At 37.2% G+C, this 24,744-nt stretch carries 16 protein-coding genes and 1 other annotated feature; of the genes, 7 read left to right on the top strand and 9 right to left on the bottom strand.

Annotated elements, in window-relative coordinates:
- Positions 1-24 precede the first annotated feature (24 nt).
- From IGI49_RS24315 to IGI49_RS24300, 4 genes are all read left to right on the top strand, one after another.
- Entirely contained in the window at positions 25-2,271 is a 2,247-nt protein-coding gene (locus IGI49_RS24315) for an alpha-galactosidase (RefSeq protein WP_429965075.1), read from the top strand.
- Positions 2,250-3,638 (top strand): melibiose:sodium transporter MelB, encoded by a 1,389-nt coding sequence (gene melB / locus IGI49_RS24310; RefSeq protein WP_429965076.1) that lies wholly within the window; start codon positions 2,250-2,252, stop codon positions 3,636-3,638. The genes IGI49_RS24315 and melB overlap by 22 nt, the downstream gene beginning before the upstream one ends.
- Positions 3,639-3,681: 43 nt before the next feature.
- Positions 3,682-5,181 carry a xylulokinase gene (xylB, locus tag IGI49_RS24305; RefSeq protein ID WP_429965077.1) on the top strand — a complete coding sequence of 500 codons (1,500 nt, stop codon included), beginning with the start codon at positions 3,682-3,684 and terminating at the stop codon, positions 5,179-5,181.
- 396 nt (positions 5,182-5,577) lie between these two features.
- Positions 5,578-5,817 carry a hypothetical protein gene (locus tag IGI49_RS24300; RefSeq protein ID WP_429965078.1) on the top strand — a complete coding sequence of 80 codons (240 nt, stop codon included), beginning with the start codon at positions 5,578-5,580 and terminating at the stop codon, positions 5,815-5,817.
- A 62-nt stretch (positions 5,818-5,879) separates the two neighbouring features.
- Here the strand turns inward: IGI49_RS24300 and IGI49_RS24295 are convergent, their stop codons facing one another.
- Both IGI49_RS24295 and IGI49_RS24290 read right to left on the bottom strand, forming a co-directional pair.
- Positions 5,880-6,986 carry a PLP-dependent transferase gene (locus IGI49_RS24295; RefSeq protein WP_429965079.1) on the bottom strand — a complete coding sequence of 369 codons (1,107 nt, stop codon included), beginning with the start codon at positions 6,984-6,986 and terminating at the stop codon, positions 5,880-5,882.
- Positions 6,979-7,917, bottom strand: a complete 939-nt coding sequence (locus IGI49_RS24290) for a LysR family transcriptional regulator (RefSeq protein WP_207703224.1) — start codon at positions 7,915-7,917, stop codon at positions 6,979-6,981. The genes IGI49_RS24295 and IGI49_RS24290 overlap by 8 nt, the downstream gene beginning before the upstream one ends.
- 56 nt (positions 7,918-7,973) lie before the next feature.
- Positions 7,974-8,222: a binding site (T-box leader), on the bottom strand.
- Positions 8,223-8,391: 169 nt separating this feature from the next.
- Here IGI49_RS24290 and metE point away from each other — a divergent pair.
- From metE to xerS, 3 genes are all read left to right on the top strand, one after another.
- Positions 8,392-10,653 carry a 5-methyltetrahydropteroyltriglutamate--homocysteine S-methyltransferase gene (gene metE, locus IGI49_RS24285; protein WP_429965080.1) on the top strand — a complete coding sequence of 754 codons (2,262 nt, stop codon included), beginning with the start codon at positions 8,392-8,394 and terminating at the stop codon, positions 10,651-10,653.
- The gene (gene metF, locus IGI49_RS24280; RefSeq protein WP_429965081.1) at positions 10,640-11,521 is read left to right on the top strand and encodes a methylenetetrahydrofolate reductase [NAD(P)H]; all 882 of its coding nucleotides are present in this window, start codon (positions 10,640-10,642) and stop codon (positions 11,519-11,521) included. Before metE ends, metF begins: the two co-directional genes overlap by 14 nt.
- A gap of 766 nt (positions 11,522-12,287) precedes the next feature.
- Positions 12,288-13,385 (top strand): tyrosine recombinase XerS, encoded by a 1,098-nt coding sequence (xerS, locus tag IGI49_RS24275; RefSeq protein WP_207703227.1) that lies wholly within the window; start codon positions 12,288-12,290, stop codon positions 13,383-13,385.
- 291 nt (positions 13,386-13,676) lie between these two features.
- Here the strand turns inward: xerS and IGI49_RS24270 are convergent, their stop codons facing one another.
- The 7 genes from IGI49_RS24270 to IGI49_RS24240 all read right to left on the bottom strand — a co-directional run bounded on the left by IGI49_RS24270 (position 13,677) and on the right by IGI49_RS24240 (position 24,712).
- Entirely contained in the window at positions 13,677-14,570 is an 894-nt protein-coding gene (locus IGI49_RS24270; RefSeq protein ID WP_429965082.1) for a glycosyltransferase family 2 protein, read from the bottom strand.
- Positions 14,539-16,563 carry a glycosyltransferase family 2 protein gene (locus IGI49_RS24265; protein WP_429965083.1) on the bottom strand — a complete coding sequence of 675 codons (2,025 nt, stop codon included), beginning with the start codon at positions 16,561-16,563 and terminating at the stop codon, positions 14,539-14,541. The genes IGI49_RS24270 and IGI49_RS24265 overlap by 32 nt, the downstream gene beginning before the upstream one ends.
- A gap of 10 nt (positions 16,564-16,573) precedes the next feature.
- Complete coding sequence (locus IGI49_RS24260) at positions 16,574-18,736, bottom strand: hypothetical protein (RefSeq protein ID WP_429965084.1); 2,163 nt, start codon at positions 18,734-18,736, stop codon at positions 16,574-16,576.
- Positions 18,737-20,180: 1,444 nt separating this feature from the next.
- Positions 20,181-21,884 (bottom strand): glycerophosphodiester phosphodiesterase family protein, encoded by a 1,704-nt coding sequence (locus tag IGI49_RS24255; RefSeq protein ID WP_429965085.1) that lies wholly within the window; start codon positions 21,882-21,884, stop codon positions 20,181-20,183.
- A gap of 529 nt (positions 21,885-22,413) precedes the next feature.
- Positions 22,414-23,634 (bottom strand): DUF6179 domain-containing protein, encoded by a 1,221-nt coding sequence (locus IGI49_RS24250; protein WP_429965086.1) that lies wholly within the window; start codon positions 23,632-23,634, stop codon positions 22,414-22,416.
- Positions 23,627-24,043, bottom strand: coding sequence for a DUF6323 family protein (locus tag IGI49_RS24245; RefSeq protein ID WP_429965087.1), 417 nt, complete (start codon positions 24,041-24,043; stop codon positions 23,627-23,629). The genes IGI49_RS24250 and IGI49_RS24245 overlap by 8 nt, the downstream gene beginning before the upstream one ends.
- 219 nt (positions 24,044-24,262) lie before the next feature.
- Positions 24,263-24,712 carry a histidine phosphatase family protein gene (locus IGI49_RS24240; RefSeq protein ID WP_429965088.1) on the bottom strand — a complete coding sequence of 150 codons (450 nt, stop codon included), beginning with the start codon at positions 24,710-24,712 and terminating at the stop codon, positions 24,263-24,265.
- Positions 24,713-24,744 lie beyond the last annotated feature (32 nt).

The following is a 24,744-nucleotide window of genomic DNA, read 5'->3' as shown; positions in this document are numbered from 1 at the left end:
AAGTTAAACGGAGGTGTCACCAATATGACAAAGCAAGCAAAAGCATCAATTGAATATCTAGCGAATTGCAAACAGTTCCACCTGTCTAACAAACAAATCAGTTATGTGTTTTGTATATCTGAGGATGGTAAGCTACTGCAATTATACTATGGTAAAAAAGTACCTCAAGAAAAAGATTATTCTCATTTGATTGAACGACACTATCGGCAGCAAGCCACTTGCCGAACGAAGGATGATTTATTGTATTCATTGGATAGTTTAAAACAGGAGCTGCCTGAATACGGAACGTCCGATTATCGTCACCCAGCGATTCGCTTACGTCAGTCCAATGGCTCAGCCATCAGCGAGCTGGTTTATGATTCTTATGAAATAAGAGCTGGTAAAGAGCCGTTGCCAGGTTTACCTGCAACCTATACTGAAGATTCGTTGGAAGCAACAACTTTAAAGGTACAGTTAAAAGATGAACTCACAGGCGCAGTTGTTGAAGTTGTTTATACTATTTTCTCAGAGCTGTCAGTGATTACTCAAAATGTAAACGTTCTAAATCACGGGACAGAGAATCTTTTCTTAACCCATCTCATGAGTTTGAATTTGGATTTGCCCGACAGTGATTATGAATGGCTTCAGCTTTCAGGTGCCTGGGGGCGAGAACGTCACGTAAAAAAGCGTACCTTGCAGCAGGGAATTCAATCGATTGAATCTACCCGTGGGATATCGAGTCCACAGCAAAATCCTTTTGTAGCCTTGGCACGACCGGAGACCACTGAATTTTCCGGAGAATTAATTGGGGCGACACTGGTTTATTCAGGAAATTTCCTGGTGCAGGTAGAAGTGGATACCTTTGATGTGACGAGACTACAATTAGGCATTAACCCTTTCAATTTTGAATGGAAGCTGGCTCCCGAGGAAAGCTTTGTTTCTCCTGAAGCGGTGCTGGTTTATTCTGATCAAGGATTGAACGGCATGAGTCAGACCTTCCACAGTCTTTTTAGAAAGCGCTTAGTTCGCGGGAACTGGCGGGATCAGGAACGTCCCGTTTTAATTAATAATTGGGAAGCGACTTATTTTGACTTCACTGAGGAAAAATTACTGACAATTGCTAAAAAAGCCAAGCAGATGGGTGTTGAGCTTTTTGTCTTAGATGATGGCTGGTTTGGTCGGCGGACTCATGAAAAGGCTGGGTTGGGTGATTGGTATGTCAATCACGATCGGTTACCTGATGGGATTGGGACTTTGGCTGATAAGATTCGCGCCTTAGGTTTGAAATTCGGCCTGTGGTTTGAGCCGGAGATGGTTAATTTGGATAGCGATCTTTATCGCAATCATTCTGACTGGATGCTTCATACTCCGAATCGTAAGGCTAGTCACGGCCGGCATCAATACGTGTTGAACTATGCCAATCCCGATGTCGTTGACAATATCTTTCAGCAAATGTGTTTGGTAATTGATGAATCCAAGCTGGAGTACATCAAATGGGATATGAATCGGGTGTTGTCTGAGGTTTATGCTGTCAATCTTCCTGCTGATCGCCAAGGAGAAGCTTTTCATCGCTATGTATTAGGTGTTTACGATTTGTATGAACGTTTAACAACAAAATATCCTAATATTTTGTTTGAATCTTGTTCCTCCGGCGGGGGATGCTTTGATGCGGGAATGCTGTATTATGCGCCTCAGGCTTGGACCAGTGATGACACGGATGCTGTGGAACAGCTGAAGATCCAATATGGAACCAGCTTTTTATATCCATTGTCCTCGATGGGGTCTCATGTATCAGTGATTCCTAATCATCAGACCAATCGTTTAGTACCTTTAAATACCCGGGCAAATGTTGCTTACTTTGGCACTTTTGGATATGAATTGGATTTAAGCAAGTTAAGTGAAGCCGAGATCGCTGAAGTTAAAGGGCAAGTGGCCTTTTTCAAAAAGTACCAGTCAGTTTTCCATAATGGGACCTTTTACCGGATTCAGTCACCCTTCAAGAAAAACAGGACCGAAACTAGCTGGATGGTGGTAAGTGAGGATCAGACCATTGCAATTGCTGGATACTACAAAATGTTAAATGAAGTCAATCGCTCCTTCCATCGTATGAAGCTTCAGGGACTAAAGGATGATTGGGATTATGTAATTGATGGAAACGTCCATAATGGGGCTGAGTTAATACACGCAGGATTAGTTTCTTCCGATGCTTCCAGCGGATTTTTAATTGATCAAACGCCACTGCCGCCGACCCACGACTATGATTCAAGACTTTGGATCATCGAAAAAGCTTAAGCAAGAGAAAAGGAGAAAATACCATAAAAGTATCCGCAAAAGAAAAGTATTCCTACGGTTTAGGTGCATTAGGAAAAGATATGATTGTTGCTCTGATTTTCGTTTTCGCGATGTTGTATTTTACTGACGTATTAAAAATATCCGCTTCATTTGTCGGAAGTTTATTTTTTCTGGCTAATTTCTGGGATGCGATCAATGATTTGGCTATGGGAGTCATCGTTGATAATACTCGGACCAAGTTTGGGAAATTCCGGCCTTGGCTGGTCATCGGTACGTTGCTAAATGCTATTGTATTCGTTTGTTTGTTTACCAACTGGGGCTTATCAGGAACGGCTCTTTATGTCTTCGCTGCGGTGATGTACATTTTATGGGGAATGACCTATACAGTAATGGATATTCCTTATTGGTCGATGCTTCCCAACTTGACTAGTGACAAAAGGGAACGTGAAAAGTTATCCGTCATCCCTCGTATTTTTGCTTCGATTGGCGGCTCATTAATTGTCGCTGGTTTCGGCTTGCAGATTATTGACTTCCTGGGCTCTGGAGATATGCAAAGCGGATTTACCCGTTTTGCTTGGGTAATTGCCATTGTCTTTATTGTGACCATTGGCATCACAGTGCTAAATGTGAAATCCGCTGATAAAGCGGTTAGTAAAACTGCTGAAAAAGTATCTGTTAAGCACTTAATGAAGATCATTTTTCAAAATGACCAGCTAGTAGTTGCCATTGGTATTATTTTAACCTTCAATTTGGCGATCCAATTTGTTAATGGGGTGTCTACGTATTACTTCATTTATGTAACCGGTAGTAAAATGATGTTCTCTGTCTTTACTATGTTTGCTGGTTTTGCCGAAATCGGCGGCTTGTTCCTATTTCCTAAGCTGGTTGGCAAGATTTCACGGGCAAAGGTTTATCTACTGGCTTGTCTGTCACCGATCGTTGGATTTGTTTTATTACTAATCACCGGTTATGTTGCACCAGAAAATGTGTTCTTAACCGCTGCAGCTGGAATTTTAGTTAAATTAGGTTCTGATTTACAATTGGGAACAGCAACGGTTATCTTAGCCGATGTTGTGGACTACGGGGAATACAAATTTGGCACCCGTAACGAATCTGTGACCTTCTCGATTCAAACCTTGATGATTAAGTTTTCTTCCGCAATTGGGGCCCTTTTGACTGGATTTGCCTTAGATTTAACCGGTTATGTACCTAATGCTGTACAGAGTCCAGCTACTTTAAAGAAGATCTACTGTCAGAGGAAAATCTGGAAATGCTGGAAAAACTGCCAGCATATATATAAAAACCTTAACAGTAAGTCTATCTATAATGACAGACTTGCTGTTTCCCTTAGTAAAGGAACATGCTAAGCTTATAAAGAGTGCAGCATATTAAAAGAAGGATGGAGATCGTATGTATTTATTAGGTATTGATATCGGCACGTCTTCCTGTAAAGCAGCCTTGTTTAATCCTGCTGGAGAAGCCATTGCCCAAGCAAGTGAAAGTTACCCCGTTTTTTATCCTCAGGAGGGCTGGGCCGAACAGAATCCAGCTGACTGGTGGCAGGCGGTTTGTAAAGCAACCAAGAAACTAATTGAACAGTCAAAAATTGATCCGAGTGAGATTGTTGGAATTGGAGTAGCAGGACAAAGCTGGTCAGCAATTCCTATGTCAGCTGACGGACAAGTTCTAGCCAATACGCCGATCTGGATGGATACCCGAGCGGTGGATAGTTGTCAGGAGCTGGAGGAACAAATTGGCGAAGAACGGTTGTTTCAGCTTTGCGGAAATCCGCTTCAACCGGCCTACACATTGCCAAAAATTCTATGGTACAAAAAGCATCAACCAGAGATGTATCAAAAAATCGATAAAATTTTGCAGTCCAACAGCTACATTGTTTATCAGCTGACCGGCTGTTTCTCTCAGGATGTTTCCCAAGGCTACGGGTATCAATCATTTGATATGCGAAAAGGTACCTATGACCAAACAATCTGTCAGGAATTAGGCATTCCGCTGGAAATATTGCCAGATATTTTCGCCTGCCATGAGGTTGTGGGCAAAGTAACAGATGAAGCTGCTCTTCAAACTGGACTAACTGCGGGCATACCAGTTGTGGCTGGCGGATTAGATTCTGCTTGCGGCGCTTTAGGTACTGGAGCAATTCAAGCTGGCGAAACGCAAGAGCAAGGTGGCCAAGCTGGAGGGATGGGCATTTGTTTAGACACCTACCAAGCGGACAAACGATTAATCCTTAGTAATCATGTAGTACCAAATAAGTGGCTGCTTCAAGGTGGTACCGTTGGTGGAGGCGGTGTGCTGAATTGGCTGGAAAAACAGTTAAGCGATGCAGAAAAACTAACAGCAGCCAAAAATAATACCAACAGTTTTATTGAATTAAGCTCTTTAGCTGAAAAAGTCTCTCCTGGTTCAGATGGATTGATCTTCCTGCCCTATATGGCGGGAGAACGTTCCCCGATTTGGAATCCTAAAGCCAAGGGCGTTTATTATGGACTTGATTTTAGTAAAACAAAAGGTCATTTGATCCGATCAGGAATGGAAGGCGTAGCTTATTCCCTTAAACATAATCTGGAAACTGCTCAGCAGGCTGGTGCAGAGGTTTCATTGCTTCGAGCAATGGGGGGAGCTGCCAACAGTGAAGTATGGACACAAATCAAAAGTGATGTAACAGGCAAAGAAATTCGTGTGGTTAATACAGATACTACAACGACTTTAGGTGCGGCCCTGTTGGCAGGAGTAGGGATAGGTGTTTACACTGATTTTGAGGAAGCCGTAGCTAAAACCGTAACCTATGGTCGAACACATTATCCAAATCCTGAATTAGCCGATGTTTATCAAGCAGGCTATCAAAAATACTTGGCAATTTATGAAGGCTTGAAAGATCTTATGTGTTAGCCTTTAAAATTGAATAACAATATCAGCCACAGTCCATTCAGTAGGAAGTTTTTTTGCTGAATGGGCTGATTGTCGTTCGTAATTTTATTATGTAAACAATATTAACGATTCTAACATTTCTTTGAAATCAGCTGCAGTATTTTCTGACTAATGACGGGGCCTCTGTTTTTTGAAAATGAAAAGATTTCTTTCAGAAATACACTTTTCATGGACTGAAAATTTATGGTAAAATCATTATTGTCGGTAGGCGGTTCCCTTACTCATCAAATTCTAAGTTGGCAAATAGTCTCATAGAAATTTGCGGCTTTAGACTGAGGTGAGGGGCTAGAGGAACATGCTACACTTCTTATAGATAGAACACCTTGGTTTAAGGGAAATGATAAGGAGGGAAGAGAAGTGGAAAATATGGAAGGCCATTTGGAATACAGCCATACAGAGGACAAATTAATTCAAGCTTCTAATCGAGTACGTTGCAAACAAGCAAAAATTTCTGTTGTCACTTCTATGGCCGCCGTTTTAACTGGTTTCAATGTTGATGCTTTTGCTGACAGTGTGGTGGGGCCTATCATGGTTGCGGCCGGCATTGCGGCAGGTTTTACAAACATTTATTTATTGAAAAAATACAGCACCAAATAATCCAGCAATTATATTTTTAACCGCCCGTAGTGAATAATGAGTATTCGCTACGGGCGGTTTATTTATTTAATTCGTTCCAAAGCTTGCTTCAAATCTTCAATTAAATCATCAGAGTCCTCAATCCCAATCGACAACCGTAATAAATTATCGGTTAATCCGTATGACTCTCGTAATTCCTGTGGGATTTCCGCATGGGTTTGAGTTGTTGGATAAGTTACCAAACTCTCCACACTGCCAAGACTTTCTGCAAAGGTAAATAATTTCAATGCTGACAGAAAAGTAGAAATTTGCTCCGCGGTTTTTAATTTGAAGCTAATCATGCTGCCTTTTCCAGGATAAAATATTTGCTGGATTGCTGTGTGTTCTTGTAAGAAACCTGAGATTACTTGTGCATTTTTCTCTTGTTGATTGACACGCAGTTTTAATGTTTTTAATCCTCGAATTAATAGCCAACAATCAAATGGTGCCAAAACTGCACCGGTCGTATTCAAAATATACGCCAACCTTTCTCCGATTTCAGCTGAATTTGTGACTACTGCTCCAGCCAGTAAATCATTATGTCCACCTAAAAACTTAGTTGCTGAATGAATTACAATATCGGCTCCTAAATTTAGCGGTTTTTGAATAATAGGGGTCAAAAAGGTGTTATCAACAATTACCAAACAGTTCTGATCCTTAGCAAGTTTTACAACATAAGAAATATCTACTTCATTCATTAAAGGGTTAGTTGGTGTCTCGATAAATACTCCAGCAAATTCTGAACGAATCTTAGCTTTGTAATCCTCAATCGTATCAAAATATTCAAATTGATAGCTGCCTTTGTTTGCAAGTGCATTAAAGTAACGATAACTGCCTCCATAAAGATCTCGGGAAACCAAGAAACAGCTGCCAACGGGAAATAACTCGAAAACTAATTGGATTGCACTCATTCCTGAACTAGTTGCAAAGCCATGCGTTCCGTTTTCTAATTCAGCTAAAGCATTTTCAAGCACTTGACGAGTCGGATTAGCCGTACGAGTGTAATCGAAACCAGTGCTTTGTCCCAATTTGGGATGTGCATAGGTAGTCGAAAGATAAATCGGGGTATTGACTGCTCCTGTTTGATCATTGGCATGATTACCGATTTGAGCTAGTTGTGTTGCAGCTTGCCAATTATTTTTGTTAGACATGGGTTTCCTCCTCAATAGTCGCAAAGCCATAATCGCGAATATGTTTCTTCAATGTATTTAGATAATGCTGGCCTAGTACAGACAAATGACTCCGCTTGCTTTTAATCCAGCCAATTTCCATCCGATCAGGAATAGTTAGTGGTATTGCCACGATACTGTCATCGTTCAATTCACGACTGATAATTCCAGTACTGAAGGTGTATCCATTCAAACCGACCATCAGGTTAAAAATTGTCGCTCGATCGCTGACTTTAATATGCTTTTTGTAAGATCTAGTGCTGAGAATTTCCTCGGAAAAGTAGAACGAGTTGCTGTTGCCTTGTTCAAAGGACAAATAAGGTAAATTCTCTAGTTCTTCCAATGAAACAGAATTTTTATCTGCTAAAGGATTGTCTTTGCTGATAAAAATATGCGGTTCAGAAACAAAGAGGGAAGAGAACACGAGATTCTTTTCTTCAAATAATTTCTCCAGAACCTTACGATTAAAATCATTCAAAAACAGAATACCAATTTCACTGCGGAAGCTGGCTACATCTTCCAGAATATTTTGAGTCTCGGTTTCTCTTAAAGTAAATTGATAACAATCGTCTTCATAAGCTTGAATAAATTCTACAAATGCGTGTACTGAGAACGCGTAGTGCTGGGAAGAGATCGACAAGCGAGACTCTCGTCTATCGAAATGTTTGTAACGCTTCTGCAGTAAGTCTACCTGATCGGTAACTTGTTTGGCATAGGTCAGAAACTCCCGACCTTCTTCAGTTAAGGACACTCCCAACTTGCTCCGGTGCAGCAGACAAATACCCATTTCGTTTTCCAACTCCTTGATAGCATTAGATAGTGTCGGCTGTGATAAGAACAAACATTTTGCTGCTTCATTGATAGAACCAATTTCGACAATTTTTTCCAGATACTCCAATTGTTGAATTCGCATATACGTAGTCTCCTTTCATAAATAAACACAAAAAACGCCCTTCTTCTCATTACAAGAAAAAGGGCGAAAGAATTCGCGTTACCACCTTCATTTGTCGCATCTTTGCAGATGGGACCTTAGCCAGTACGAGTTGTTCACTGATACTGCGTTGCGATAACGGGCACCTCCGTCAGCTGCTTGTGGTTTCACTCACTGCTGAATGCTCAAAGACCATCTTCCAAACGATCCCCATTACTTCTTTTCACCAACCGAAGCTCTCTTTCAAAATGGTTTTCTATTTGTACTCTTCTTTTCGACGCGTTGTTTATTGTTTTATACTATAAGCAACTTTTTCTCATATGTCAATCATCTTCCTCATTTTTTTCTCATTTTTAGTTATAGAATAATTTTGTAACAGGTTATAAAAATTTACAGTTAGTCAGTAAAACTTAGCCGTGTTACAGTTCTTCTCATAACTACTGAGGAGGCGATTCAATGAAAACTACGGTTGTAGGATTTCCTAGAATTGGGGCAGATCGAGAATTAAAAAGAATCACGGAAAGCTATTTACACCAAGAAAGTACTGCCGAAGAACTGATACAAGAGGGAAGACGTTTAAGAAAAGCTCATTGGCAGCTGATGAGGAACGCTGGAATTGATTTGATTCCCAGCAATGATTTTTCTTTCTATGATACAACTCTGGATACAGCTGTCTTGTTAAATATTATTCCGAAACGTTATGCTGAATTAAAACTATCCACCTTAGATACTTATTTTGCATTAGCAAGGGGATACCAAGGAGATGCGGGGGATGTAACTGCCTTGCCCATGAAGAAATGGTTTAATACCAACTATCATTATTTAGTTCCTGAATTTGAAACAGATACGCAGGTGAAGGTAGTCGGCACAAAGATATTTGAGGAATATTTGGAAGCAAAAACAAATGGAGTTGAAACAAAACCAGTTATTTTAGGACCCTTCACTTTAATTAAGTTGGCTGCTTTCAAGGATACAACTTATCAGGAACACTTACCTCAATTAGTTGCTGCCTATCAGGAAATTATCCATCGTCTGAGTCAGCAGGGAACGCAGTGGCTGCAGCTTGATGAACCCTATCTAGTGAAAGATTTATCAGAAGAGGATCGTTCTTTATTTCTGAAAATTTATCAAAATTTGACCAATTCACCACGAAACATCAAGCTTTTGCTGCAAACTTATTTTGGTGATGTTCGAGACATTTACGAAGATCTCTTAGAACTGAACATTGATGGTATTGGTTTAGATTTTGTAGAGGGCAAACACAGCCTAGAGCTAGTGACTGCTTCTGATTTTCCTGAAGATAAATTATTGTTTGCTGGAGTGATTAATGGAAAGAATATTTGGCGCAATGACTACCAAAAGTCGTTGATTTTGTTGGATAAACTACCACCTAAGCAATTTGTTCTCTCAACCTCTTGTTCCTTACTTCATGTTCCTTATTCCGTCGAACAAGAGTCATTTCCACCCGAAATTACTAAGCACTTTTCTTTTGCTAAGGAAAAATTGACTGAGTTGAAGGAAGTAGCTGAAAACTTGGATCAAGAAACAGAAGGTTGGAGCTTTAACCAAAGATTATTCCGAGAAAACAGAATTGTTGAAAAAAAAGCGCTTAGTAAGCAGCTAGCTGCCTTAACCGAAAAAGATTTTCAACGACAGCCTGAATTCCTAACGAGAAACAGGCTTCAAAAACAGACCTTAGATTTACCACTAATACCAACAACCACCATTGGGTCATTTCCCCAAACCCGGGAGGTTAAGTTGACACGAGCACGATTTAAAAAGCAGCAAATCAATTACGAGGATTATACAGCTTTTTTGAAAGAAAAAATTGCTGATTGCGTAGCTTTTCAAGAAGAAATTGATTTGGACGTATTCGTCCACGGTGAATTTGAAAGAAATGATATGGTAGAGTACTTTGGTGAAAATCTGGATGGCTTCTTGTTTTCTAAAAAGGCCTGGGTACAGTCTTATGGGACACGGTGTGTAAAGCCGCCAATTATTTGGAGTGATGTTTCTCGGAAACAATCAATTACTGTGAAGTGGTCCACTTATGCCCAAAGCTTAACTGATAAGCCAGTGAAGGGTATGTTAACAGGACCAGTAACTATTTTAAATTGGTCATTTCCGAGAGAGGATATTTCAATTAAAGAGTCAACATTACAAATTGCTTTAGCTATTCAAGAAGAAGTTTTAGATTTGGAAGCTAACGGTATCAAGATTATCCAAATTGATGAAGCTGCCTTGAGGGAAAAGCTGCCATTACGAAAAAGCGACTGGTATGGAGAATATTTAGATTGGGCTATTCCAGCTTTTCGGTTAGTTCATAGCAAAGTAGCTCCTCAAACCCAAATTCATACCCATATGTGCTACAGCGAGTTTGCTGATATATTGCCGGCAATTGACCATATGGATGCCGACGTAATTTCATTTGAAGCTTCTCGTTCTAATTTAGCCTTATTAGATGATTTAAAAGCTCAGAATTTCCAAACAGCTGTAGGACCAGGAGTTTATGATATTCATTCACCAAGGATTCCAGCTGTGAAGGAATTAGAAACAACTATAGAAACTTTATTAGAAAAAATCCCGACTGAAAAATTATGGATTAATCCTGATTGCGGATTGAAAACAAGGGGCGAAAAGGAAACATTTGAAAGCTTGGCTAATTTAACGCGTGCCGCCAAAGAAATAAGGGAGAGGTTGGTCAATGAAACCATCTAAAACTAGTTTATCCTTTGAAGTATTTCCTTCAACTTCGAAAGCCACCGATGACAGCTTGTTTGCTTCTTTGGAGCAGATGGAAGGTTTAGCACCCAATTTTATTAGTGTTACCTGCAGCAATCGGCAAGCTTCATTGGAAGATAGTACAGTAAAAATTGCTGAGCATATTCAACAACAGCATCAAGTAAACAGCATTGTTCATTTAACAGCTGCCTATTTGAATAAAGGGGAGGTTGATACAATTTTGACCTCCCTGCAGCAAAAAAATCTTCAACATATCCTGGCTTTACGCGGCGATCTTTATCCTAGTATTCCACGAAGCACTGATTTTCCTCATGCCAGCGATTTGATAGACTACATTAAGAAGTGGGATCCAAGCTTTTCAATTTCTGCTGCTTGTTATCCGCAAGGTCATCCAGAATCAGCCAACACGGTAGAGGACATCCATCATTTAAAGCAAAAAGTCGAGGCAGGCGCAGATCAACTGATTACTCAAATGTTTTTCGACAATCAGAATTTTTATCAATTTCAGGAAAATTGCTGGTTAGCAGGAATTGAAGCACCTATATTAGCGGGTATTATGCCGATTATCAATAAACGCCAAGCCGAACGAATCCTTCGAACAGCAGATGTTCAACTACCTAAAAAGTTTCTAGCAATTTTAGATAAATATGCTGACAATCCTGTGGCTTTGCGAGATGCGGGAATGGCTTATGCAATTGATCAAATTGTTGATCTGGTAACACAAGGTGTATCTGGCATTCATTTGTATACAATGAATAAAGCAAAGATTGCCCGAACTGTTTATGATGCAACACAATCATTGTTTGATTTGGAAACTAATAATACTGTAGTAGAATCAGCATAAATCTGCGTGTTGATTCTTTTTTATTCTCACTGAGAATATACGTTCCCGTAAATTGAATAATTTAACGAAAGAATCCTATCTCTCAGTAAATTACAGCTACAATCGGTAAATCTTCTAAAAAGAATTAGTTGATACCTAATCAACGATTTTTTTAGGTCATCAAACAAGATAGGAAGGCCTGAATGACTGGCTTTTATTTAAAGATTTCTTTTCATCTTTCTAAAAAATGTACGTTTTTCGGAAAGATGGGTATAATAGATTTTATTGAATAGACAATTATAGTCATATATAGGTCTAATTGGGTCAAAACAGTCATTTTTCTAAAAGGTTTAGTTGCCACTTTGCTTCACTAATTTTCTACCTCAAATTTTTTTGTAAAAACATGCTCATTATTAGCAACAATCAATTTACTTGGGTCGTTGCTAAGCTGAAAACTAACCGAAGAAAAAATTTGAGATAAAGCATTGTTGAAATCATTTTTTAGCTATTTTAAAGCATTTTTCGGGTTTAGACTTTCTGGCGATTTCAAATAGTGATTCATAAATATATTATGTAAACAAATTCCCCATCATTCTGAAAAGATGTGTTTTTTCAGAAAAATAAAATAACAATACTAATACTTCTTATCCCCTACTATTATCACCATTAAGGCATTTAAAAAAAATAAAATAAAAATGTTTGACAAATTGGTATATACCGACTATTATTATAGTAAGAGCCTCTCTTCTCATTATCACAAATTTGGTCTATACAGGAAGGTGATTTTATGTCCAAAGAAAAAGCCAATGAAAAAATTGATCAACTTCTTGATCGCATGCCCTCATTCATTCAGGAATTTGTCGAAATAAAAAGCGCGGATGAATACTCGCCTAATACAATTCTTGAATACTTAAAAAATTATCAGCAGTTCTTTCAGTGGCTGATCCAACAAAAACATGTACCAGAAATTGAAATGAGCGCCATCTCTCCTGCTTCTTTAGACAATCTGCAGCTGCGAACGGCTACTCAATACAAGTCCTATCTACTAAGACGTAAAAAACAAAATACTCGTCAAATAAACCAAGACGGCTCAAAAAAGCAATCTAGCGATACCCTATCAAAAGTAACTATTCAACGGAATATCACCGCATTAAAGGTACTATTCAAATATTTAGCTGAGAGTTCCAACAATAGTCAAAACAAGCCCTATTTGACTCATGATATTATGCGAGAAATTGCTAATGTATCCGATCGTCGAACACTGCAATCACGAGCAGATATGATTGAAGATAAGCTCTTCTTAGGTGATGAAACGGAAAATTATCTGGAGTACATTCGCGATATTTATCCTAAAAATCTTTCCCCGCAAGCAATGAAATTTTATCGTCGTGATTGCGAACGCGACTTATCCATTAACGCTTTGATGCTTGCTTCTGGTCTTCGTTTATCAGAGGTAGTGAATATAGATCTTGACGATATCAACTTTGAACAAAATCGTGTGACGGTTGTTCGTAAGGGAAATAAAACTGATTCAGTACGAATTGCAGCCTTTGCTATGGAATATTTAGCTTCCTATCTTGCTATTCGCGAAGAACGGTATCATCCAGACAAATATGAGCTAGCTTTCTTCCTCTCAATTAGTAAAGGAAAAGCCAAGCGAATTACAGGATCGGCAATAGAGAAAATGGTCGAAAAATACTCAGCACAATTCAAAATCCGCGTAACTCCTCATAAATTGCGTCATACTTTGGCTACCAGACTCTATCAGCAAACCAATAACCTGGTACTTACTGCCCAGCAGTTAGGGCACAGTTCAACTACGACTACAACATTGTATACACATATTGAGAGCGATACGACAACAGATGCATTAAATCAATTGTAAAAAATAAACCAATCATAAAAACTAGAATTTTTATGGTTGGTTTATTAGCTGTAGTTTATAAATCATAGCCTACAGGATTTTTCTATTTTAAGTCGTCCATTCGCTGCTGTTCTTTCTAGAAATTTTTGACACGCGAGAAAAAGATAGAACGCAAATCAAGTTTTAAAGTACACGCAACTTATGCAGGAGTAGCTTTAATAGCTGTTTATCTTAGTTGCAGGGCCATTGATAAAGTAACCCCTCACTTCGCTGACAGCAAATCTAAGCAGCAATCAAGAGTTTATCAATCGCTCATTCTCGTCTTTCTTCAATGATATATCGTGGCCTTTTTTTTGTTTCCAAATAAATTTTTCCTGTATATTCACCATGTAAACCAACCGCCGTCATGATAAAACCTGACAATATCCATTGCGTTATCATAAGCGATGCCCATCCTTGAACTGTATTCCCTAGCAATTTCAAAATTAAAACGTAGACCATGTATAAGATTCCGAATGCTGTACAAAGAAAACCTAAATTACGTATCCATTTCATCGGAGCAATCGATAAGCTGGTAATGCCGTTGAACGCTAACGCTACCATTTTTTTAAGACTATATTTTGTGGAACCTTTTAACCGAATTTTCCTGTCATAATACACCTTAGAAGTTGGATAGCCCATCAATGGAATCGTTCCTCTTAAAAAAAGATTTGTTTCTGTATAATCAGCCAGTGTATCCACCGCTCGTTGACTCAATAGTCGGAAGTCAGCATGGTTAGGTATCATATCAATTCCTAAAAATCTTGAAAATTTATAAAAGAACAATGCAGTATTTCGCTTAAACCAAGTATCATTTTTTCGTTCTCTTCGCACACCGGCAACTATCTCATAGCCCTTGTTAAATTCGATAATCATTTCTTCGATTGCGTGAATATCGTCTTGCAGGTCAGCGTCTATCGATACATAAATATCTGCTTGACCTTTTGTCTCCATCAAACCGGCTAACAAAGCATACTGATGCCCAAAATTACGACTAAATTTCAACCCGATAACCGGCAAACTATCTATAGATTCATCAATCAATTTCCAAGTGCGATCAGTACTTCCATCATCTACTAAAACAATTCGACTATCTTGTGTGATTAACTGTTGCGATATTAACTTATTTAGATAATCAATTAATTGGTGCAGAAGAATTGGTATCATCGCTTCTTCGTTGTAACACGGAATTATCAGATAAAGAGTCTTCACTGCTTTTATCTTCCTTTCTTAGTGTGAGTAAGTTCGTCAAATTTAAAAGGAAAACACGTACCCAAAAACGAGCGTTTTTTTCACTGTTGATGTAGGTGGTATCCTGGTCATGTAGAATATTTAAATACCGATAATAGTCTTCATCCGATTTATTTAAGATAGTTAATTCATAAACACCATTTTTCTTTTTTAAATTGGTTCGTCCAAGCAACTGAACATTAGGATATTTATCTGTTCCAACTTCAAAAGTAAATATCTCATCTGGTTCGATTTCATTTGGCAGCTTGTCTAAGTAAATAAATTGTTCGTTTACTTTAATGGTTTGGGTTGAACAATTTCCAGTCTTAAGGTTTAATGACTGCTTCCACATCGTGAATTCTTTTGAGATATTGTCTCGTTGTCGCATAAAACTCATCGCAAAAATATCGTAAATAATGTTCTTAAGTGACCAATAGGCAAGTATTCCTATTGAAAAAATGTTCATGACAGTCCAGTACTTACTGAACAATAACCATATTGCAAAAACATTCAAGCCTAAGTTGATCAAGTAGAATAATACGATCCCGTAATACTTTGAGAATTGCTTTTCATATGTTTTAGGTGTGATAAGAAAATCTGTTTGAGAAATACCTATCAATTCTTCCAATAATCCTTTTATGATCAATGGTGTCAATATATGGTCGGTAATATTAGCATAGGTTGCAGAGACTTTTTTACTAGAACTCTGCTTCAAGGCCAAATTATAAATCATATAAGATGTCCCCCATATAATTAGAAACACTAATGGATTGGCTATAACGATTTTAAGCTGAAAGATAACCGTAAATGCTGGAATGAACATGAAGACCAAACGTCTTATAGGGAAAAACCAGTAATTATATGAGTGTAGATAGGCTAGTTTAGTTCGAAGAGCAACACTGGAGGTAAAAAAGTTATGACTTCTAATGCTCTTGATAAATCCGCGTGCCCACCGTTCCCGTTGTATTTTTAAGCCCTCAATTGCTGTAGGATTCATCCCATACGCATAACTCTCAGGTATTGCTTTGGTTTTGTATCCAGCCTTTAATAAGACCAAACTCGTTGATAAGTCTTCCGTAATGCTGTCAGTAGCCATTCCATCCACATTTTCTAACGCCTTTCGAGAGACAATCGCATTCGAACCACAGAAAATAGGCGCATTACTTTCATTACGAGAAGGATTCACTGTTTGGAAGAAATATGTTTGTTCCTTTGGCAGCTCTTCTTGAGCATAGAGATTGTATTGAAATAAATCAAAGGTATAGAAATCTTGCGCGGATTGAACATATGCCAAGGGATAATTATAGTCTTGATCAATTAATCCCTGCTGATATTCTTCATAAGTATCATAATCCGTTTCACCTAACTGATAGAAATGTGGCACGATACCTTTTAAATAATTGGACTTAGGAATCATATCACAATCTAAAAATGCAACTAATGGCGACGAAGTCTGTTGCAGTGCATGATTTATGTTTCCTGCTTTTTTATGTTTGTTTTTTTGTGGATCGAGACCAATATAGCCAATATCCCATTTTTCACAAATATTTTTTACAGCTGGACGTAAACCATCATCACACAAATAGATATGCACTTTTGATTGATCTGGATAGTCCATTGTTTTACAACCATTAATTGTCTTTTGTAATAATTCAATATCTTCATCATGAGTGATAATAAATACATCTACCTCTGGAAAAAATTCAGCGGGCAATTCTTCTATATTCATTGGATCTTTATAAAATAGCTGGCCAAAAAAATCTGAAACTCCTTGCATATTGGAGGTTAATTCAGCAACAAACAATAGTAAGCTAATTAATAGAGAGATAAGATTATACTGAACTGCTAAGGTGAAAAATAGACGATAACTCAAATAGATCACTTGAGAAACAATCGCTACTATCATCAATAGTTTGATTCGCTTTTGCATAGTTTCCCTCTCATTCTAAAACAGTTGGCGTAAAGTGGACGGCAACATTGTTTGGATTTGATATCTCAACCGTCAAAATTCGACTATTATCGACGGGTATTTCGAAGTCATGCTTTCCTATCGTTACTATTTGTTGTTCTGTTTGTTCACCGTCAAGGTTGATTGTGACGGACATATTCGCCTCATATGTTTCGACCATAAAAGAATACGTTTTAAACCCTTTTGTTGGTACAGTGACAGCAATGCGATCCCTTCCATGTATATCAAAATAATTTTGCCATAAATCATATGATTTTGATTCACTAGCAATAGTACTTAATGCTAAGGCATAATTTGGTTGAAAGAATTTATCATCAGGATATTTTTCTTGAAATGCCCCATATAAGGAATCAACAAGATCCTTTGTTGGTTCTTTGATACGATGATAAACTGTGTAGGTGTATTTATTTGATTCTATTTTTTGGATCGGCTGATAAAATTCCTTTCCAATTGTTGTCTCTTTAATCAATTCAATTAATCCAAGCATTTCAATTTGCTTTTCAGGATACCAAGAGGCCAATGGATCAGATAAAACTACATATTCCGCCTGAAAAAAATAACTCGGAAACCCATCTCGTTTATCCGCATTTGCTGTTTCTAGCATGTTAGGAAAATTATCGACAGTTTCAGGTAAATACAATCTTTTAAATGATTCAGAAGATAGCTGTTTCATGTCTCCAACAGCATAAGCAAACTCATTTTGATCATTCATTGTTGTTTTCAAATATGAATCAAGTTGGTATAAACTCTTTGTTTCAGAAGTTACAGCTTCAGGTTTAGCCTCCAATCCTGTGGTTAATGGATTGGTGTATGCTTGAACACTGTTTGTCTTTGTAGAAATAGGAAATACTGCGTTAAATAAGATTATAGATGCTACGAGCAGCGTAAATCGTTTATGATGCAAGTATAAATTGTTGATCGTATACATATATATAAAGGCAGCAAAAACAACTAAGAACCACACGATCAGATATTGATGATGAAAATCCATTTCTTGTACTGTCGCAAAAATCCCCATGGCAATAACAACCGTAGTTATTAAGCGATTTGTAATAGAAAATGTAGCGGGTCTTTTTAGTGCAACGTAAGCACCTAAAAAAGCCATTCCAATAAGCAAATAGCCAAAATTATTCACCAAATACATGAGTCTTGTTGATATTTCGCTGGATGCATAGGCTTCATACTGATCGGAGTAGTTCGAAAGAAATTTTGGAATTATATTCGAATTCAAGAATGACAAGGCCACAATACTTAAAGCGGCTATCGTCCCCTCTGTAGCAATTAATACACCCCACTGCTTCCTGTCTAATTTCCGCTGCTTCCATTGGATAATGAGCAAATCTAAGAAAAATGATAAATAGAACCCTATAATAAAATAGGCGTACCAGCGTCGTACTAAAATAACTAAAAAGCTAAGTATGCTCAACGACACTACTTGTTTAAATGAATACTTAGTGTAGTCTATATCAAAGGTTTGACAAATTAACAGGCCTACAAACATTAATCCCCATACATCATCGAAGCCATTGAGCAGTGGATAAAACATATTAGCGCTTAAAAGAATTAATAAGAAACTAATGCTCACCTGCAGACTGCTTAACGGTTTCGATTTCTGTATCCCATTGTATATTTTTAATGCTATCATTAATAAAGCCATTGTAGCCGGAATATAGTATAGAATATAAACGGCCGTACAATGGACGCTGTAGCTGTAAGGGACAACCCAAGCAACGGGTGCCAATAATAATGTGTCAATGTGCGTATAATCATTCGCCAAAGTATCCCTTACAAAATGGAGATAATCCTGAACGTTGATACGATAGGATTCATAGCGTTCCAATACTTTTAAGTATGAATTAATGTCATCATATATTTTGATATTTGTATCATTTAAGCTATACCAGTGTAGAAAAAATAGACCCCAAAAAATAGAGGCTCCAATGATGAGATATAAGCCAATTTGAGACCTTTTAGATAGTTGTTTTTTGAAATTCACATATGACCACGTACCAAAACCAAATATATAAAATGACAATAATGCAGCGCTAAACAAATAAGCATTGTTCATAATGTATCCTGTAATAATAAGTGCTAAAAGTAGTATCAGTATAACGATTGTACGGTGCTTCCTCATGTGTTGACTCCTTAAAATTCTTATCGTTCTTTGATCTAAGTTTTTTTTAGACCTGTAAAAAAAGTTGTAATAGTCAGATGATAGATCTCCAGACTAAATATAAAAGACAATTGGGTATCTTTTTTTCTGATGACTTCGAACGGAGGAATAGCTCCAATACTAGTAAGCAGCTAAGTTCTTTCATCTCTTCTAGTCAATTCTGAGTAGCTTTTCTTAAAGCATAATAAATTTTCTTTGGATTAAATCCACAACACTTCCAACAATTTATTTCTTTTTTGTGTAACTAATATATTATTTTTTTATAAATCATATTCAATACGTATGATTTTATCCTCTCTAACTATACAATGAGAATATAAAAGATATAATATATCTTTTTGTCCACACTCCCTATTATAATATAAATTTTCCACTTTACCCTAAGTTTAAAAATACTAGTTACTTATGTAAACTATTACCAACTAATCTTTTTACTTTTTTAATAAGTTTAACGTATAGATTATAACCGTTATAAATAATGCGACTTATAAAATCGGCATTTGACTACTAAAATAGATTTAATTGATCCCCTATCCTAAACCAATAATGAAAAGATAGTTGTCATTAACGTTTATCCAGAATCACGTGTAATGGTGAATATATATTTCGTTTTTGTTACAATTACTTTTTGAGGAAACACTGTAAATGAAGAACCTAGTAATAAAATACGCTGTTTAAATCAGGTCTTTTAGCCTAATTCAATGGCGTATTTTATGACTAGGCTTTTTTGTAAATCAGATGACACTACCAGTTCCTCCGCTCAGATTGTCCAACCAGTTCTTCCAGCTCGATAATTTTTTAGCGGTTTGACCTTGTTCAAAAGTAGAACTTCTTTTTTTATCAGACTTTCATTCACTATAAAAAAATATAGGACCTTTAACAAAATTGTCAGCTTGTAATTCGAAAAATTTTTAATTATTTTGGATCTCACTATCTAGCCAGCAAACGATCTTGATAGTTTTTAAATACTATATTTTTTAAACCAAGCGTATATTCTGTCTAATAGCATCATGTGCCCAAAAGACTTTAAAGTGCCAACCAAAAATAACAAGACAATAAACTTAAGAGAAGTTTCCAAAAATATTTGTCGATCTCGTAACGTTAAGTAAATAATTGTACTCGCTATCGCCAGTATGAATCTGCGAATTCCTCTATTTTTAATAGAGTTCCTTATTTCCGAATAACGTCTCATGAATCTCTTTTTTTCATTATCAGATAAAGGTTGTATTCTTTTTCCCATGTATCTCCTTTCGTAATTACGATTTATAAATTACCTTGAGAATATACATTTTCTTTTTCATTCTCACTATAAGATACGTTAATTAACGATAAATCATTTCGAAATAGCTAAATCTTTGCGCAAAAAAAAACCGTTTTGAGTTCCGATTCTCAAAACGATCGTTCACTATCCAGAGTTTTTTGGTCCAGTTTTGGCAGTAATAAAATCCACACCGATTTTTTCAGCTTGCTTCCATTCTTTTTTGGGAATTGTCCAGGCGTTTATTTTTAAACCGAGAGATTGGGCCTGTGTTACTAAATCAACCTGAGAAATAATACTATCGTATCTAATATCTAATCCAGCATTGTTTCCTAAATGATAAACATCAGCAATCAATTGTTCATTTAGTTCGTCACTTAATAACTGTACATGGATATTTGGCAACCGCTGCTTTATTTCCTGCAAATGACGGTAATCAAAAGAAATCACCATGCCATTTTCCCCGAAACCATAAGTATCAATTAGGTAAGCTAGACTATCATAGTCTTCGGCTGTTAAATCAGTTGGCTTCAAATCAATCAAAGGAACTCTCTGGTAATACTGTATTGTAGCCAGATAGTCTTCTAATGTGGGAACGATTAGTTGGCCTTGATCATAGCTTTCGACATTTCTGCCGTTATCAATTCTCAGCTGATTAATATCCGCTAAAGTTAGCTCACTAATCAGTCCACTGCCATTGGTCATTCGGTCCACACTATCATCATGCATGATAACCCACTGCCGATCTTTAGTCAGCCTAACATCTGTCTCAACGCCCCATGTAGTGGCCTGCTGAAACGCGGGTAAAGAATTTTCGGGAGCTACTCGGCTATTTCCCCTGTGGCTGACAAAACGAACATCTTCACTTTTTTCACTAACCTCCAAATTATCTGCAGAAATATAGCCATTTGGAGTCTTGAAGATCTTTTGCTCTTCATTATAGACGATCCCTTCAACCTTTAGCATCGAGTTACGTTCTAGACTATTGCCTCCCTCATTTAATGCTCGATCTTGATAAATTGTCGTATCTTGCAGCACACGTACACGCTTTGGTAAAATCAAATTAATCTCCACCTGATTCATCTCACTTTGAGCAGATAACCCATTCTGACTAGTGAAAAAAGCTTCAGAAGAATAAATTCCGTTTTGAAAATCAAAATCTTCATAATCCATCCGTATGTTATAAGTTGTGGAAGATTTTTGCTGCCCCCGATAAACTTTTAGATCACTTTTATCCTCTTTGGACCATACAGGGACGTCTATTGTTTCTACATCAGCCGCACTGTTTATCTCCATCAATAAGTCAAATTGTCCTTTGTCCACTCTTGCAGGATCAAGTTTTGCTGAAATAGTTGGTTGTTTAACCTCGAATTCCCCAAACTCGATCTTGTCACAGCGGCCATTTTTATTAGTTGCTAAGACTAGAACTTGATAGCAGCCAGCAAATTTGTGATTCTTTATGGGAACATCGGCTTTCCACACTTGATAGGTTGAGTCCAATGCAGCGGTATATTTTTGACGATCAGTAAAATTTTTCTGATCACCCCAAACGACAAATTCAACCTTCTCAATATCCCTTGTATAGGTAAAATCAGCCAGCATATGATACACTGTCTGTTTCTTATCTTGATTAACCAGACGAAAAACTGGACGAGTATTTACTATGCTGTTATTTTGCAAACTCTTTTGATAAAAGCGATTGTCCAAAGTTTCAGAGAACTGACTGTTTAGCCAGACATCGTCCGAATTCATTCGCTTCATTTTTTTCTCGTAAGCATTCACTGGAAAATTAGCTTGTGAGAAGGGCGAATCATTTAAAAGCTCAAATGTATCTTCGGCCCCAAATGCCATCCTATCTCCAAAAGTTAAGAACAACAGTAAGAAAAAAGACGTCCCACTTATTTTAATCATTTTTAGTAAATTTAATTTGTTCATGTGTGCAGTATAAGGATAATTTCCAGATTTGTCCATTTTTCTGAGAGGATCTTCTTTATTGCAGCGAACGAACGAAAATATCCAACGCTCAGTGATTATTTAGTTAGCTGTCTTTTCTAAATAAAGACATTTTATCAGCGACTGAAACAAAGAATCGAAGCTGTGCCTTATATTCCTAGTTTTTCGTACTTTTCCCTTTTTAGATTAATTCGGAAAATCTTAGCAATACAGCAATACTAAGATAAATTTCATAATATTATTATGGTAAACTAGAAATGCTGTATATTACAATCTATTTGAACTACCACCCGCAGACCCTTTGAGATAGCTTTGATCCTTAACATATTCTCCGATTTACCTTAATCATTAAAAAATTAAGGTGGCGCACACCACTTGCATTCAAGTAAAATTATTATGTTAACCGAATACTCAAATCTGAAAAATACTACGAAAAATCTCTTTCACCAATTGTAAATTGCTGTAGAGCTTTAGTTACCTCTACTCTTTGTTGTGGTTCCAATCGATGAACAAATGATTTTACACCTTCAATCGTTAACTCCTCATCCTCCTCCAGTAAAAGCACATCATCCCAAGATTTAAGCATCCCCTCCTGATACTGATTCACAAGCAGCAACAATCCCAAACCTAATTCGAATGAAACTTCTTTCAATAATTGAAGGCAACATTCGCGAGAAACTAACTCCTGTTCTAAAAAATCCAACAAGTCATAAGGTGAAGTGATTTTCTCCAATAGAAAATGTACCTGATCCTGTTGGTTTTTTAACGTTTCAACGGTTTCTAGCATTCGAGTAAAGTCATTTGCTGGCATTGCAGAAATTAATGTCAGCTCATATTGCAAAGACTCCTCCAGCAGCAAAACATTTTTTATTGACGCCGGTTCATCCAATGAAAGAACACGTTGAACAAAGCGCTGAAAGGTTTTCTGGTGATATGGATGCTCTACTAAAAATTGCGTTAATTCAGCTGGAATGCTCCTTTGCTGAATAATGCTATAAACAAATTGGGCCTCTGGTTCTGTTAACAAAAGGGAAAGTGTTGAGGATCCTGCTATTTTTTTAGCGATCCATTGATCAAAAATCAATTGATACAAATTATTAATATCCTTTCGATAATCAAACCCTAACCTTTGCGTATAGACCTGCAGGATTTCGCGAATCTGATTGGGAGGAATGAAATCTATAAACTTATTTTCTGATGATAAACGAGTCAAGTACTGATGAATAAAATCAATGCCTTGATACTGAAGGTCGTTAACTGGGTTCGCTAGTTGGTAATCAATTAGTCCTGCCCCCGAAACAGTTGCGCTATAGTCTAAATTGTAAGATTTGAAAAATCCTCCTATTTCGTCCAAAGTATCCTTGATTGATTCAATTTCAAAACTTTTATAATCACTCGCAAGCTGCTGATACAAGACAAATGTATACTGCAGCTTTGCTGTCAGAAGCTCTTTTCCATTGTTAAAGCGCTCTACAACAGAATTTCCTTTTTCAGCATGATCCATGACAAATAGAATAGATGCACGGATTTCTTGGATCTCATCTACGGGCATCACACTTGTTCCGCTTAACCGCTGTTGGACCTTGTGAATCAAAAATCGACGAAATTCCTCATCGTTGGAATAGCTTAACTCAAACAATTCAGTCATCCTCCTTTAGCGTTGGAAAATCCTCAATATATCCTTGAACGTATTCTAAGTTGCCATCAAACTTTTCATAGATTTCTTGGATTTTTTCCCAGAGGGTTTCATCTTCTGCTGGCTGCAGACTATGCAAATAATAAAAACTTTCCTGCAGCACCTCCACCATAGTCAAATATTCATTTTTTACCATACGACGCTCTTGAGCAGCCTGTTCCATAAAATGAAGTGTGTTGGATAAACTAAAATCGATTAATTGATAATCTTTTAATGCCTGGTCACGATTATCCAATACTTCTTCAACATCTACAGTCGTTAACGAAAATGATTGATTGTTTAACTGTAATAGCTGATTCACCTGTTGGACTATCTGAAGCTTAGTTTGTTGATTAAATAACGACAACTCATAATTATCCATCTGCTTCCCCTACCCTTCCACAGACTAAATACCATAGTTTGGTAGGGAAGACAATCTTGAATTATAGCTCATTTTGTGGTATTATGAAGAAGTAGAAAAACGAGGGGAAAATACTTTCTTAAACTTTTTTTAATGAATTTCTGATTTGATTTTTGGTCAACATAATTATAAAAAAACAGTGAGTACATTAAACTGTACTCGCTGTTTTGTATTTATCCGTTAGCTAGTTTTTAACTCTTTTTTGCCATTTTCTATATAATGTACATCATTGACCGAGTGGATAGTAAATTTTCCATCGTCATAAGAAACGGTGGTAATACTGCCATTTTTCAAATCAAAACGAATCGGTCGTGATGAATCGATTAAGGAAAGGAAAAAGGCAATAGTATACCCATGTGTCATAACTAAATCATTCCCTCCCTGCTTGTTCTCACAGCTTTTGGCAATTGATTCAAAGCCATCCCAAATACGCTTTTCAATTTCAGTATACGACTCAGCCCATCCAGTCGTATCGGCTGTGACAATTGCATCTGCCAACTCTTTATAAGTAATCGGTTTGGAGACAATTTCATCAGGGTTGTCCAAATTTAAAACTTTGGTTAACACACCCCATAGTATTAAAAAAGAAAAATCTCTCGTTCTGAAGATCAAATAAATAATTGTCAACATTCGCTTATCCTAATGAAAATTGTCACCAAGCA

This window comes from Enterococcus sp. AZ071, assembly GCF_050499065.1.
GTDB lineage: Bacteria > Bacillota > Bacilli > Lactobacillales > Enterococcaceae > Enterococcus_A > Enterococcus_A ferrettii.
Note: the sequence above shows the minus strand (reverse complement) of the source record. Positions and strands in the feature narration are given on the sequence as shown.